Source organism: Streptomyces cylindrosporus (genome assembly GCF_022698165.1).
GTDB lineage: Bacteria > Actinomycetota > Actinomycetes > Streptomycetales > Streptomycetaceae > Streptomyces > Streptomyces cylindrosporus.
This window is the reverse complement of the sequence record NZ_JALDAY010000002.1, coordinates 510889-525218: the sequence shown is the minus strand read 5'-3', so window position 1 is coordinate 525218 and position 14330 is coordinate 510889. Positions and strand designations below refer to the sequence as shown.

11 protein-coding genes are annotated in these 14330 nt (G+C 73.4%); 6 read left to right on the top strand and 5 right to left on the bottom strand.

All coding sequences use genetic code 11. From position 1 onward, the window contains the following. Positions 1-132 precede the first annotated feature (132 nt). Positions 133-3420: an FAD/NAD(P)-binding protein gene (locus MQP27_RS07460; RefSeq protein ID WP_242762504.1), complete on the top strand. Its 3288-nt coding sequence runs from the start codon at positions 133-135 to the stop codon at positions 3418-3420. Positions 3421-3486: 66 nt separating this feature from the next. Then, the gene (locus MQP27_RS07455) at positions 3487-4530 is read left to right on the top strand and encodes a DUF8094 domain-containing protein (RefSeq protein WP_242762501.1); all 1044 of its coding nucleotides are present in this window, start codon (positions 3487-3489) and stop codon (positions 4528-4530) included. Between the two features lie 9 nt (positions 4531-4539). On the opposite strand, the gene MQP27_RS07450 is transcribed toward MQP27_RS07455, so the two are convergent. Further along, on the bottom strand, positions 4540-6642 hold the full coding sequence (locus MQP27_RS07450) for an MMPL family transporter (RefSeq protein WP_242762499.1): 2103 nt from the start codon (positions 6640-6642) through the stop codon (positions 4540-4542). Positions 6643-6844: 202 nt separating this feature from the next. On the opposite strand from MQP27_RS07450, the gene MQP27_RS07445 reads away from it, so the two are divergent. Beyond that, entirely contained in the window at positions 6845-7252 is a 408-nt protein-coding gene (locus MQP27_RS07445) for a VOC family protein (protein WP_242762497.1), read from the top strand. Here MQP27_RS07445 and MQP27_RS07440 read toward each other — a convergent pair. Then, positions 7249-7917 (bottom strand): response regulator transcription factor, encoded by a 669-nt coding sequence (locus MQP27_RS07440; RefSeq protein ID WP_242762495.1) that lies wholly within the window; start codon positions 7915-7917, stop codon positions 7249-7251. The genes MQP27_RS07445 and MQP27_RS07440 overlap by 4 nt on opposite strands. After that, the gene (locus MQP27_RS07435) at positions 7914-9137 is read right to left on the bottom strand and encodes a sensor histidine kinase (RefSeq protein WP_242762493.1); all 1224 of its coding nucleotides are present in this window, start codon (positions 9135-9137) and stop codon (positions 7914-7916) included. The genes MQP27_RS07440 and MQP27_RS07435 overlap by 4 nt, the downstream gene beginning before the upstream one ends. Positions 9138-9386: 249 nt before the next feature. Between MQP27_RS07435 and MQP27_RS07430 the strand changes: the two genes are divergently transcribed. Further along, positions 9387-11150 (top strand): sulfatase-like hydrolase/transferase, encoded by a 1764-nt coding sequence (locus tag MQP27_RS07430; protein WP_242762491.1) that lies wholly within the window; start codon positions 9387-9389, stop codon positions 11148-11150. 24 nt (positions 11151-11174) lie between these two features. Here the strand turns inward: MQP27_RS07430 and MQP27_RS07425 are convergent, their stop codons facing one another. Both MQP27_RS07425 and MQP27_RS07420 read right to left on the bottom strand, forming a co-directional pair. Continuing rightward, positions 11175-11912, bottom strand: a complete 738-nt coding sequence (locus MQP27_RS07425; RefSeq protein ID WP_242762488.1) for an IclR family transcriptional regulator — start codon at positions 11910-11912, stop codon at positions 11175-11177. Between the two features lie 5 nt (positions 11913-11917). Beyond that, complete coding sequence (locus MQP27_RS07420) at positions 11918-12343, bottom strand: MarR family winged helix-turn-helix transcriptional regulator (protein WP_242763608.1); 426 nt, start codon at positions 12341-12343, stop codon at positions 11918-11920. A gap of 191 nt (positions 12344-12534) precedes the next feature. On the opposite strand from MQP27_RS07420, the gene MQP27_RS07415 reads away from it, so the two are divergent. After that, positions 12535-13452, top strand: coding sequence for an SDR family NAD(P)-dependent oxidoreductase (locus MQP27_RS07415; RefSeq protein WP_308289914.1), 918 nt, complete (start codon positions 12535-12537; stop codon positions 13450-13452). Further along, positions 13452-14327: an amidohydrolase family protein gene (locus tag MQP27_RS07410; RefSeq protein ID WP_242762485.1), complete on the top strand. Its 876-nt coding sequence runs from the start codon at positions 13452-13454 to the stop codon at positions 14325-14327. The genes MQP27_RS07415 and MQP27_RS07410 overlap by 1 nt, the downstream gene beginning before the upstream one ends. Positions 14328-14330: the final 3 nt, after the last annotated feature.

The window sequence follows — 14330 nt, the reverse complement described above, 5'->3', positions numbered from 1 at the left end:
TATGAACGGTCCGACCGGCGCCCTGAGTATCCGGTGAGATCCCCTGTCGCGCCATGGCTTCCCCACCTTGCCGGTCGGAATAGTTCGGAACAGTGCGGAGACGAGGAACCACCGAGCACCCCGGAGGCGTACGTGACCGAAGTCCGTGAGCGGTACACCGTGGCCGTCGTGGGAGCGGGCGCGGCGGGCACACTCACCGCCGTCCAGCTCTGCGAGACCGCGACGCGCCGCCGGACACCGCTCGACGTGGTCCTGATCGACCCGGCGCCGGAGGCGGGCCGCGGCAGCGCCTACGCGACCCGTGACCCACGCCACCGCCTCAACGTGCCCGCGGGAGGCATGAGTTGCTATCCCGACGAACCGGATCACTTCACCCGCTGGCTGTGCCGCCACGGCGAACCGTCCGTGAGGGCCGCCGACTTCGCGACCCGCTACCGGTACGGCGCGTACCTCGCCGACACCCTCGGCCAGGCCATTGTCCGGGCCCGCGGCACGGTGTCGGTACGACGACTGCGCACCCGCGCCGAGAGCTGTACCGACACCCCCGACGGCCGGCTGGAGCTCCGCCTCGCCGACGGGAGCCACCTGACGGCCGACGCGACGGTCCTGGCCACGGGCCCGGCGACACCGACGTCGACCTGGGCACCACCGGCGCTACGAGAGTCGGCACGCTTCATCGCCGAGCCGTGGGCCCCGGGGGCGTTGGACGGGCCGCTGGGGCGGGCGTCCGCGGGTGTGCCTGGCGTGGCGGGGGTGTCGGAGGGGTTGGGTGGGTCGCTTGGGCGGACGACCGGGGTCGTGGCGGGGGTGTCGGAGGGCTCGGTGGGGCCGCTCGGGCGGACGACGGGGGCCGTGGCGGGGCTGTTGGAGGGCTCGGACGGGCTGCTGGGGCGGACGAGCGAGGCCGTTCCTTCCGGGCCAGGGGTGTCCGAGGGCTCGGCGGCCCCATCCGTGCGGGCGGATGGGGCCGTGCCTGGCGTGGCGGCGGTGTCGGACGGCATCGCCGGGCCGGTTTCGCGGTCGGCCGGGGCCGTGCCGGGGGTGTCCGAGGGCTCGGGCGGGCCCTTGGGGCGGACGAGCGGGGGTGGGTCTGCCGGGCCAGGGGTGTCCGAGGGCTTGGCGGGGCCGTTCGCGCGGGCGGCTGGGGTCGTGCCTGGCGTGGCGGCCGTGTCGGAGAGCCGCGCCGGGGCGGATTCGCGGGCGGGCGGGGTCGTGTCCGTCGAGTCGCGGGTGTCGGAGGGACTGGGCGGGCTCGCGGGCGCAGCCGTTGTGACCGCGGGGTCCTCGGGCGGGCCGAGCGTCCATGCCGCCGTATCACGGTCCACCGATCCGGTCGACGTACTCCTCGTCGGTACCGGGTTGACCGCCGTCGACCTGGCGCTGAGTCTCGACCGGCCGGGGCGGACGGTTCACGCCCTTTCCCGTAGCGGGCTGATGCCCCAGGCGCATGCCCTCGTGCCGGCGGGGCCGGTGCCCGCGCCCGAGGGGCTCGACGACACCTCGCTGGGGCGGCTCCGCCGTGCCGTCTACCGGCATGTCAGCCGTTCCGTGCGCACCCACGGCGACTGGCGCCCGGCCCTGGACAGCCTGCGCCCGCACACCGCGCGGCTGTGGCACAGCCTCACCCCCGAGGACCGCGCCGAGTTCCTCGCCCGCGAGGGCGCCCTGTGGAACACCCACCGGCACCGCATGGCCCCCGCCACCGCCGAGTCCGTCTCCCGCGCCCGTACGGCACGCCGGCTCACCGTCCACACCGGCACGGTGACCGACGTCGTCGAGCACGATGGCGCACTCGTGGTCACGCTCTCCAACGGCCGTACCCTGCACGTCGGTTGGGTGATCGACTGCACCGGGCCGGGGCGGCGGCCCGACGATCCGCTGTGGCGGTCGCTGTTCGCGTCCGGGGCGGCCGTCGCCGGACCCCTCGGCATGGGCGTCGGCACGGTCGAGGGGCGTTTGCTGGACGCGGAAGGACGCGCCGACCGGCCGCTGTTCACGCTGGGCGCCCCACGCCGCGGCGAGCTGTGGGAGACCACCGCCATCCCCGAGATCCGCGTCCAAGCGGCGGCCCTGGCACGGCAGTTGCTCGCCCCGCTCGCCCAGAAGCCCCGAAAGCGCCCCCGGCCCTCCCGCCGTCCCGTCGACGGCCACGGCCTCCCCCTCTCCACCCACGCCGACGCTGCCGCCGCCTACCGCACCGGCCTCGACCGCGTCCTCAAGGTCCGGGCCGGCGCCGAGGACGCCTTCGCCCGCGCGGTCGCCCTGGACCCCGGGTTCGCCCTCGGACACGCGGCCCTCGCCCTGCTCGGTCACGAGTGCGGGGCCGACGTCGACGTGCCGCGGGCGCTGGCCGAGGCACAGCGCAGCGCGGGCGAGCGGGCCGACGAGCGCGAGCGGTCGTTCGTGGACGCGGTCACCCGGCGGGTGCACGGCGACGGAGGCGACTACGCGCTCGTACGACATCTGGACACGCACCCCGCCGACGCGCTCGCGCTGGCCGCCGCCGTGCCCACCATCGCCTTCTCCGGCGTGACGGACCTCGACGACGACCAGGCGCTGCGACTCGTCGAGCGGACGTCACCCGTGTACGACGGGCACTGGTTCCACACTTCGCTGCTCGCGTTCCTGCGGCAGGAGCAAGGTCGGCTGGGGGAGGCGGGTGAACTCGCCCGACGGGCGCTGGCCTCGGAGCCGGCCTCCGGGCACGCCGTGCACGCGCTCGCGCACGTCCACTACGAGTCCGGGGCGCACGAGGCGGGACGGGACTGGCTCGACCGGTGGGTGTCCGGGCGGGGGCGGGGCGCCGTGCACCGGGCGCACTTCTCATGGCACATCGCTCTGCACGAACTCGCCCTGGACGATCCGGCGGCGGTGCGCCGGCGCTGGTTCGCGCAGCTAGCGCCGGGCCGGGTGGTCACGGGGGTGCGGGCGCTGGTCGACTCGGGGTCCTTGCTGTGGCGGGCGCGGCTGAGCGACAGCTGGCGGGGCGAACTGCCCACGGCCGACGTGCTGGACACGGTCGCCCGGGACGTCCTGGAGCGCCCCGTCACCGCCTTCACCGCACTGCACGCGGCCGTCGCCCTCGCCGCCGCCGGGGACCTGGCGGCGCTGCACCGGCTGCGGGACCACGCCTCGGGGGCGGACGAGGTGCAGCGGGAGGTGATCGTGCCGTTGTGCGAGGCGTTCGTGGCGCTGGTCGAGGAGCGGTTCGTGGCGGCGGCGCGTGGGCTGGACGCGCTGCTGCCGGTGCTGCGCAGGGTCGGCGGGAGCGCCGCGCAGCGGGAGGTGGTCGAGGAGACGCTGCTGTACGCCCTCGTCGCCGCGGGCCGCTGCGAGGACGCGGGCCGTCTGCTGGACGCCCGTCTGGAGCGCCAACACGCCCCGCGCGACCGGCGGTTGCGCGCGGGACTGCCGGTATGAGCCCGCCGTGAGGACGTTGTCGACCGCACCGCTACCCTGTCGTGATCGTCCACGACAGGGGGAGACATGAGTCAGCGCCGCCTCGGCCCAACCGCCCGCGCCGCCACCGCCGTTGCCGTACTGGCCGGCGCACTCGCCGCGTGCTCCGGCTCCGACGGTTCCGCCGGGTCCCAGGAGGGCGACAAGGCCGCGTCCGGCGTCATCTCCCTCGCGGACGCGCGATCCGTGCTGCGGAACTACGTGAAGGTCAACAACGCGGCCAACGTCACGCGGGACGCGGAGCGGACGGCGACGATCGAGAGCGGCGCGATGCTGGCGCAGAGCCAGGCGGGCTTCCGGCAGTACCCCGCCTGGTCCGCACAGGAGCAGAAGCGGTCCAAAACGCCGTTCTCCTACCCCGTCGAGAGCGCGCGCTTCTACATCCCGCGCAAGGGCGCCGCGGACTTCTTCATGGTGGACACCGCGATCACCGGCGAGGGCATCGCCAAGGGCCGCCGCCGACTGATCGTCTTCAAGAGCGTCGTGGACGACAAGGCCGCGGGCGGCAAGGGCTGGCGGGCGGTGACCGTCGGCGAACTCACCGGGAAGCCGCCCGCTGTGGCCAAGGACTCCGACGGCTTCACGACGCCCGTCGGGGCGACCGGGAAGGTGGGGTCCCTGTCGCTCGGCGAACTGGTGGGCCTCTCCCAGGACTTCTACGTCACCGGCGGCAAGAAGGCCGCGGCCTCCTTCGCCGACACCGCGTCCGTCAAGGACTGGAAGAAGGCCTACGCCGACCGGGCTCCGGCCACCGACAAGTGCGTGGACGGCGAGTACGCGGCCGGCTCCGGGGGCGGCGACACCGCGTACGGCATGAAGACCGGCGACGGCGGCGCGCTCGTCCTCTACGACTTCGGCGTGCAGTACAAGAACTGGGGCAAGGCCGAGTGCGGCGGCGGTGACCTGAAGCTGAAGAACCTGCCCGTGATCAGCGAGATCTACCTGGACGGCAGGACCTCGGTCACCATCCTGACCCGTACCGAGTCACTGATGGCGCTGGCCGTGGTCCCGCCGTCCGGGAAGAAGGTCCAAGTCACCGGCTACAAGGAGCAGTTGACGTCCGCCCAATAGCAGCGGAGGTCACGCGCCCGTCGTCGCGGGCGGCCGGGGCGCCGGCTCCTCGGCCACCCCGAACCGCTCGTGCGCCCTGCGCAGCGGCCTCGGCGCCCACCACGCCCGCCGCCCCAGCAGTGCCATGGTCGCCGGGACCAGCAGCATGCGTACCACCGTCGCGTCGATGAGCACCGCCAGCGTCAGGCCCAGGCCGATCTGGAGGATCGGGGAGAAGCCGCCCGTCATGAAGGCGCCGAAGACCACCGCCAGGAGGAGGGCCGCGCAGGTGACGACCCGGCCGGAGCGGCGCAGGCCCTCGACCACGGCCTCCTGGTCGTCGCCCGTCCGGTGGCGGGCCTCGCGCATCCTGGCCAGGATGAACAGCTCGTAGTCCATGGCAAGTCCGAAGGCGATCGCGACGATCAGCGGGGGTGCCGTGAGGCTCAGCGCGCCCAGGCCCTCGGCGCCCAGCGCCCCCGCCAGGTGGCCCTCCTGGAAGACCCAGACCGTCACGCCCAGCGCGGCGCCCAGGCTGAGCAGCGTCGTCAGGATCGTGCGTAGCGGGATCAGGACCGAGCCGGTGAAGGCGAACAGGAGGACGAAGATGCCGGCCAGCACGGTCAGCGCCGCCCAGGGCGCGCGGTCCGAGAGCATCGCGCGGAAGTCGACCAGACGGGCGGCCGGGCCGGTGACCTGGACGGGTTCGCCGCCGCGGATGTCACGGACCCGCTCGACCAGGCCGGTGGCCTCGGTGCCGTCCACCCTGCCCGACGGCTGGAGCCGTACGACCGTCGCGCCGCCCGGCAGTCGGCGGGCCTGGGCCGTGGGCGACAGGGACCGGATCCGCTCCGCCGTCCCCGCGTCGGTGCCCGGCCTCAGGACCACCGTGACCGGCGAGACACCGGTGCCGGGCGGGAAGTGGGCGTCCACGGTGTCGTACAACTGCCGTGCCTCGGTGCTCGACGGGAGCTGGGTCGCGTCGCCGATCTCGATCTTCATGCCGGTGACGGGGAGGGCCAGGACGAGCAGGGCCGGGACGACGGTCGCCAGGACGGCGACACGGCGGCGGGCCGCGAAGCGGGCGACGCGGGCGAAGAAGCGGCCCTCCTCGCCCTCGGGGCGGGTCCGCGCCGGGGCGATCCTGCCGCCGAATTTGGTCAGCAGGGCTGGGAGGAGAGTGACCGCGGCCAGCATGTCGATGACGACGACCGCCGCCACCGCCAGTCCCATGCTGCGCAGGAACACGCTCGGGAAGACCAGCAGGCCGGTCAGGCTGACGGCCACCGTGAGGCCGGAGAACAGGACGGTCCGGCCGGCCGCGGCGACCGTGCGGTGCACGGCCTCCACGACGTCGTCGGTGTGCCGGCGTTCCTCGCGGAAGCGGACCAGCATCAACAGGGCGTAGTCCACGGCGAGTCCGAGCCCCAGCATGGTGGTCACCTGGATCGCGTACACCGAGATGTCGGTGACCTGGCTGAACGCGAACAGCGCCAGGAACGCGCCCGCGATGCCGCTCACCGCGATCACCAGCGGCAGCGCTGCCGCGCGCAGTCCGCCGAACACCACGAGCAGCAGGGCGAGTACGACCGGCAGCGAGATCAACTCGGCGTTCTTCACGTCCTGTTGGGCCCGCTCGCCGAGCTGCTTGCCCAGCAGCGGGCCACCGCTGACGTGGACGTCGGGCGCGTCGATCCGCTTGATGCGGTCGGCCGCCGCGTCCACCGCCCGCTCCTCGGCGTCGTCGTCGAGACCGCCCTTGAGGGTCACGGGGACGATCAGCGCCCGTCCGTCCTCGGCGGTCAGGCCGCGCGTGGTGTACGGATCCGGTACGGCGGCGACCCCGGCGATGTTCCGTACGTCGGCGACGGCCCGCTCGACCTGGCCGCGCAGACCGGGGTCGGTGACCGCCGCGCCCGCGACGACGCCGGTGATCGACTCGCCCGTCGGGTCGGTGCGGTCGAGGTACTGGGCGGCGTGCTCGGACTCGGTGCCGGGGACCTCGGGCACGTTGTCGGACAGCCGCCCGAAGACGCCCGTGCCCAGCCCGAAGCCGAGCAGCAGGAAGAGCACCCACAGAAGGATGACGGTCAGCGGGCGGCGGGTCGCCGCCCGGGCGAGGGTGGAGAGCACGATGCCTCCCGGCGGGTCGTCGGTTTCCTGACGCCCTCAGGCTCGTCCCGGCGGGGGCGCTCCCGGATCGCCGGAGGGAGCGGTTTCGAGGACTCGGCCGTACGGGGGAGACGGGGGCGCGACTCACTCTCCGGAGGGAGGGGAATCACCCGGCAGGTCCGGGAGTTGATCCGTCAGTCCGCGCGATCCCGAAGGAGCCCGCATGCCCGAGGAGCCCGCCGTCCGTGAACTGCGTCTGGTCGTCACCGCCGAGGACTACGACGAGGCCCTGCGCTTCTACCGAGACGTCCTCGGCCTGCCCGAGCGGGCCGCGTACTCCTCGCCCGACGGCCGGGTCACCATCCTGGAGGCGGGCCGGGCCACGCTGGAGCTGACCGATCCGAACCACGCCGACTTCATCGACGAGGTCGAGGTGGGACACCGCGTCGCCGGCCACATCCGGGTCGCCTTCCAGGTCGGCGACTCCACCGCCGCCACGGCACGGCTGGCCGCCGCCGGGGCCGAGGTGCTCGCCGAGCCGACCCGCACCCCTTGGAACTCCCTCAACTCCAGGCTGGAGGCCCCGGCAGCCCTCCAGCTGACCCTCTTCGAGGAACTGGACACTCCCTAGGGGACTCCCGGAGCCACCAGGCCCGTCTCGTAGGCGCAGATCACCGCCTGCACCCGGTCCCTGAGGCCCAGCTTGCCCAGGACGTTGCTCACATGGGTCTTCACCGTGTGCTCGCTGACGAACAGGGTCGTGGCGATCTCGGAGTTGGACAGGCCCCGGGCCAGCAGGCGCAGGGTCTCCGTCTCGCGGGCGGTGAGGACGTCCAGGCGCTCGGCGGGGACCTCCGCGGCGGCCTCCTCCCGGCGGCGGCGCACGATGTCCGCGACCAGCCGCCGGGTGACCGTCGGCGCGAGCAGCGAGTCGCCGGCCGCGACCACGCGCACGGCGTGCACCAGGTCGTCACGGCGCACGTCCTTGAGCAGGAAGCCGCTGGCGCCCGCGTACAGCGCCTCGTACACGTACTCGTCGAGGTCGAAGGTGGTCAGCATGACCACCTTGCAGCCGGACTGCGCGCACACCCGCCGGGCCGCCTCCAGGCCGTCCATCACCGGCATGCGGATGTCCAGGAGCAGCACGTCGGGGGTGTGCCGCTGCACCGCCGCGACCGCCTCGGCGCCGTCCCCGGCCTCGGCGACCACCTCGATGTCCCGCTGCGCCTCCAGGATCATGCTGAAGCCGCTGCGGACCAGTTCCTGGTCGTCGGCGACGACCACCCGGATGCTCACCCCGGCCCCCGCCGCCGTACCCCTGAACGCCCGGCGCCGGGAGCGACCGCCTGCCTTCCGTCCGCCGCGGGCAGCCGTACGACGACCCGGAAGCCGCCGTCCGGTCCGCGCCCGGCCTGCGCGCTGCCCCCGCAGACACCCGCCCGCTCCCGGATGCCGATCAGCCCGTGCCCGCCGCCCGGACCCGCCGGGCCCCGGCCGTCGTCGGTCACCGTCAGCGTCAACGCGTCCTCCGTCCAGTCCAGTTCGACCGTCGCGCAGGTAGCGTACGCATGCTTCACGGTGTTGGTCAGCGCCTCCTGCACCACCCGGTAGGCGGCCACCTCGGTGTCCGGCGGGAGCGGGTACGGCTCACCGGTGGCCCTCAACTCCACGCGCAGGCCCGCCGATTCACCGACCTGGCGGACCAGCGCGGGCAGGGCGGCCACCCCCGGCTGCGGTGAAGTCCCGTTCCGCTGCTCTTCCTTGAGGACGCCGAGGATCCTCCGCAGCTGGCCCATCGCGTCCCGCCCGGCCGCCGCGATCGCGTCGAAAGAGGCCTCCGCGCGCTCCGGGTCCGAGCGCACCACGACCGGCCCGGCCTCCGCCTGCACCACCATCAGGCTCACCGCGTGGGCCAGCACGTCGTGCATGTCCCGGGCGATCCGGGCGCGTTCCTGCGCGATGGCCCGCGCGGTGTCCGCGGCCCGCTCCCGCTCCAGCCGCCGGGCCCGGTCCTCGATCTCGGCGGTGTAGGCGCGCTGCACCCGAGCGAGCGTCCCCAGGCCGTACGCACACAGGACCGTCAGCAGGTGGAAGGCGTACTCGAAGGGCCGGGCGCCCTCCTTGTGCTGCATGGTGAGGGTCACCCCGATCAGCCAGCCCGCCAGCATGAACCGCCGCTGCCAGGCCGGGGACCGGGCGGCCAGCGTGTACAGGACGACCAGGCCGCCCCACACCACGTCCGGCGGCGGCGCGTGGTAGACGGCCATCGCCGGGGTGGCCACCGACACCGCGCACGCCGTCGCGGAGGGCGCCCGGCGCCGCCACACCAGCGGCACCGCCGTCGCCGCGCCCAGCAGCCAGCCCTGCCAGGTCAGCCGGTCGTCCCCCTCGTCGGGGAAGATCCACTGGAGCGAGACGGCGAACAGGACGAACGCGGCGAGCGCGGTGTCGACGACGTACGGATTCGCCGTGCGCAGCCGCGCGACGACCCGTGTGAACCAGGGCGGCGGGGACATGGGCGGCTCCTGAAGGGGACGGGCCGTTCCAGTATCACGAGGGTTCGCGGGCGGTGCCTCGCCGGTGAGAGGGATATCCCGGCCGACGATCGTGATCATTCCTTTGCCATGGAGGGGGAACCTCCGGCCCGGGGCGCCCCTCTGAAGAGTTGCAACAGAGCGTTCACAGCGTGTGCATGGTCCTGGACCGACAGTTCCGATCATCATCGCTCCAGCAGCCCGCACCGCCGTCGTACCGGGGGACCCCGCATGCCCACTCGCCGCAGCATCCTCGCCGGTGCCGCCGCGCTCACGGCGGTCTCGGCCTGCGAGTCGGGCGACGAGGCCCGACCGGCACCGGACGCCCGGCGGGCCGCGGCCCTGCCCGCCGCCCGCTCGTCGTCGGGCCGGCTCAACTTCGTGGTGATCCTCGCCGACGACCTCGGCTACGGCGAACTCGGCTCCTACGGCCAGAAACTGATCCACACACCGCGCCTGGACGACCTCGCAACCCGGAGCCTGCGCTTCACGCAGGCCTACGCGGCCGCCCCGGTGTGCGCGCCCTCGCGCTGCTCGCTGCTGACCGGGCTGCACAGCGGGCATGCCACCGTGCGGAACAACCCCTGGGGGCCGGGTGGCCAAGGCGCCCTGACCGACCGGGACTTCACCTTCGCCGAGTCGCTGCGGACGCTCGGCTACCGCACCGGTGCCATCGGCAAGTGGGGCTTCGGACCCAACGCCCCCGACCAGCCGAGCCACCCCAACTCCCGCGGCTTCGAGGAGTTCTACGGCTACCTCACGCACCACCACGCCCACGACTACTTCCCCGACTACCTGTGGCACAACGGCACCCGCGTGGAGATCCCCGAGAACAAGGACGGCGCCCGCAAGGTCTACGCCCCCGACCTGATCGAGGAACGCGCCCTCGCCTTCCTCCACGCGCACCGCGACGAGCCGTTCCTGCTCTATCTCGCCCCGACCGTGCCGCACGCCCCCAGCCAGGACCCGGACGCCGGCGCATACGCCGACCGTCCCTGGACCGGCCCGAACAAGCGGCACGCCGCCCAGGTCACCGCCTTCGACACGCTGGTCGGCAGCATCACCGACCGGCTCACCGACCTCGGCCTGGCCGACCGCACCGTCGTCCTCGTCACCAGCGACAACGGCCCGCACGAGGAGGGCGGCACCGACCCAGCGCTCTTCAACGGCAACGGCCCGCTGCGCGGCCTCAAACGGAACCTGTACGAGGGCGGCATCCGCGTCCCGCTCCTCGCCTGGTCCCCACGGCACATCCGGTCCGGCACCACGGACCGCCCCACGCCTCTCACCGACCTGCTGCCCACCCTCGCCGACCTCGCGGGCGCACCCGCCCCCACGGACGTCGACGGCCTCTCCCTCGCCCCCCTGCTCCGCGGCTCCCCGGACACCGCCCGCCACGACGCCCTGTACTTCTACCGCAACCACGCCGGCGTCACCCCGCGCGCCGACGCCGTCGACCACGGGCGGGGCAGCCGCCTCGCCGAGGCTCTGCGCCACGGCGACCTCAAGGCGATCCGCTTCGCACCGGGCCAGAGCCGACGCGCCCCCGACGACCAGTGGGACGTGGAGTTGTACGACCTCGCCAAGGACCCCGGCGAGCAACACGACCTCGCCGCCGCGCGACCCGCCCAGGCCGAAGCGCTCGTACGGCGGATGCGGGAGTCGTGGGCCCCGGTGTACCGACGTAGGCCTTTCGGCGTCACCCTCGAAGTCACCGGCCACGGAAGGGAGTTCACGGTCACCGCCACCCTCTCCAACGGCTCCGCCAAGCCCTGGAAGGCACCCCGGCTCACCCTCGGCACGCCCACCGGCTGGAGCATCCGGGCCCTGGGCCCGCTCACCACCACCCGCCTCCCGGCGGGCGACCACCTCACCGCCCGCTGGCACGCGACCCGCGCCGAGGTCGCGACAGCCACGACACTCGTCTGCCGGGCCACGGTACAACTCGGCGACGACGAGGTGACGTTCACGGCGACGGCCGGGGTCGGGGCGTAGCCGGACCGCCACCCCCTACGGCCGTCACCCCAGCGCCCGCGATATCCCGAGTGCCGCGAGCCGGACCGCGGGGACCAGCGCCGGGACCTGGGCCTCGGCGTGCGGGACCACCACCGACACCGCGGCCACCACCGCGCCGCCCGGGCCGCGTACCGGGGCCGCGACCGACAGGGCGTCGTCCGTGACCTGGCGGCTGCTCACCGCGACCCCCGTGCGCCGTACGTCGGCCAGCATCCGGCGCAGCCGCCCCGGGTCGGTCACGGTGTACGGCGTGAAGGACTCCAGCGGCCCGGCGCAGTACTCCTCCTGGGACTCGGCGTCCCCGTGCGCGAGCAGCACCAGCCCCACGCCCGTCGCGTGCAGCGGCCAGCGCGCCCCGACCCGGATGTGCACGCCCACCGCCGAACGCCCCGAGATCCACTCGATGTAGACGACCTCGCCGCCGTCCCGCACCGCCAGCTGCACGTTCTCGTGGGTCGCCTCGTACAGGTCCTCCAGGTACGGCAGCGCGATCTGGCGCAGGGCGAGCCCGCGTGGCGCGAGTGCCGCGACCTCCCACAGCCGCAGCCCCACGTGGTAGACGCCGGAGGTGTCCCGCTCCAGCGCGCCCCACTCCGTCAGCGCGGCGACCAGCCGGTGCGCGGTGGTGAGGGTCAGCCCGGCCCGCCGGCTGATGTCCGTCAGGGACAGCGCCGGATGCTCGTGGTCGAACGTGGCCAGCACGGCCAGGAGCCGGTCGGGCGCGGACCGGGTGGTGGTCATCGCGCTCAACCCAGCCCGTCCTCCGCGATCCGCAGCAGCAGCGTGTGCAGCGTCTGCCGGTCCGCCGCGTCGAGCGGGTCCAGCAGGTCGTTGGTCACCCGCAGCCCCGCCTCGTCGGTGTCCCGGAGGAAGGCGCGGCCGTCCTCGGTCAGCACGACGATGCGGCTGCGCCGGTCGTCGGGGGAGGGGCGCCGCTCGGCGAAGCCCTGCTTCTCCAGGTCGTCGACCAGGCCGACGATCGCGCTCGGGTCGTAGCCGAGCCGGGTGCTCAGCTCGCGCTGGAGCGCGCCCTCGGAGCCGGCGAGGAAGCGCAGCACCGCGTAGTGGCGCAGCCGCAGCCCCGAGGCCTGGAGGAACGTGTTGAACAGCTGACCCGAGCGCAGGCCCAGTCGGTACAGCAGGTAGCCGGTGTCCGCGTGCAGCCCACGCATCCACGGTTCGTCCGCGTCGATGGCGTTCGGAGTGACGTGCTGGCGTGTGATGGCGGGCTCCCTGTGCTCTCGGTCCGTATTGGGTGATTCCAGCATGTCGCACCTGCCGGTCGCCAACAACTATTGACGTCAACAATTATTGCTCTTAGCTTCGATCTCGAAGCCGCACCCCATGCGAAAGGGACCCACCCGTGCCCAGCATCGATCTCACCGGCAAGGTCGCCGTCGTCACCGGCAGCGGCCGGGGCCTCGGCCTCGCCTACGCGCACGCCCTGGCCGCCCACGGCGCGTCCGTGGTCGTCAACGATGTCGACGAGGCGGTGGCCGAGGCGGCCGTGAAGTCCATCGCCGAGGCGGGCGGCACGGCCGTCGCCGAGGTCGTCCCGGTCGGCACGAGCGAGGCCGCCGAGCGCCTGGTGAACCGGGCGGTGGAGGAGTTCGGGCGGCTCGACGTCCTGGTCACCAACGCCGGCATCCTGCGCGACAAGGTGCTGTGGAAGATGACCGACGAGGACTTCGACGCGGTGATCACCACCCACCTCAAGGGCACCTTCACCTGCGCCCGCGCCGCCGCCGTGCGCATGCGCGAGCAGGGCGAGGGCGGCACGCTGATCCTGGTCGGCTCCCCGGCCGGCCAGCGCGGCAACTTCGGTCAGACGAACTACGCCGCGGCCAAGGCCGGCATCGCCGCCATGGCCCGTACCTGGTCGATGGAGCTGGGCCGCGCGAACATCACCGTCAACGCGATCGTGCCGGTCGCCGCGACCGCGATGACCGAGACCATCCCCGCCTTCGCGCCGTACGTGGAGGCCCTGAAGAACGGGCAGCCCTTCCCGGACTTCCTGCGCAAGGGCGAGGGCTTCGGCACCCCCGAGGACTGCGCGGCCCTGGTGCCGTTCCTCGCCTCGGAGGCGGCCCGTGGCATCACCGGCCAGGCCATCGGCATCGGCGGCGACAAGGTGGCACTCTGGTCGCATCCGCAGGAGATCAGGGCGGCGTACGCCGACGGCGGCTGGACCCCCGACACCCTGGCCGAGGCCTTCCCGACGTCGGTGGGGGCCGAGCTCCAGTCGGTCGGCATCCCGGCGCCGAAGTTCCCGGAGGCGTGATGGACATCCAGGGCCTGGTGGCGATCGACGTGCACACCCACGCGGAGGTGTCCTCCAAGGGCCACTCCTCCCTCGACGACGACCTGCACGACGCCTCCTCCGCCTACTTCAAGGTCGAGGGCAAGCGGAAGCCGACCCTGGAGGAGACGGCCGCCTACTACCGCGAGCGGAAGATGGCAGCCGTGATCTTCACGGTGGACGCCGAGTCCGCGACCGGCACCGCGCCCGTCCCGAACGAGGAGGTCGCGGAAGCCGCGGCCGCCAACTCGGACGTGCTGATCCCCTTCGCCTCCATCGACCCCTTCCGCGGGAAGGCGGGAGTGAAGCAGGCCCGCCGCCTGGTCGAGGAGTACGGGGTCAAGGGCTTCAAGTTCCACCCCAGCATCCAGGGCTTCTTCCCCAACGACCGCTCGGTGGCGTACGACCTCTACGAGGTGATCGAGGAGACAGGCACCATCGCCCTCTTCCACACCGGGCAGACCGGCATCGGCGCCGGCGTCCCGGGCGGCGGCGGGATCCGGCTGAAGTACTCGAACCCTCTCCACGTGGACGACGTGGCGGCCGACTTCCCGCACCTGAAGATCATCCTGGCGCACCCGTCCTTCCCCTGGCAGGACGAGGCCCTCGCCGTCGCCACGCACAAGCCGGGCGTGCACATCGACCTGTCCGGCTGGTCGCCGAAGTACTTCCCGCCGCAGCTCGTGCAGTACGCGAACACCCTGCTCAAGGACAAGGTCCTCTTCGGCTCCGACTTCCCCGTCCTCACCCCCGACCGCTGGCTCGCCGACTTCGAGAAGCTGTCGATCAAGGACGAGGTGAAGCCGAGGATCCTCAAGGAGAACGCCGCCCGCCTGCTCGGGCTGACCAAGCCATAAGGG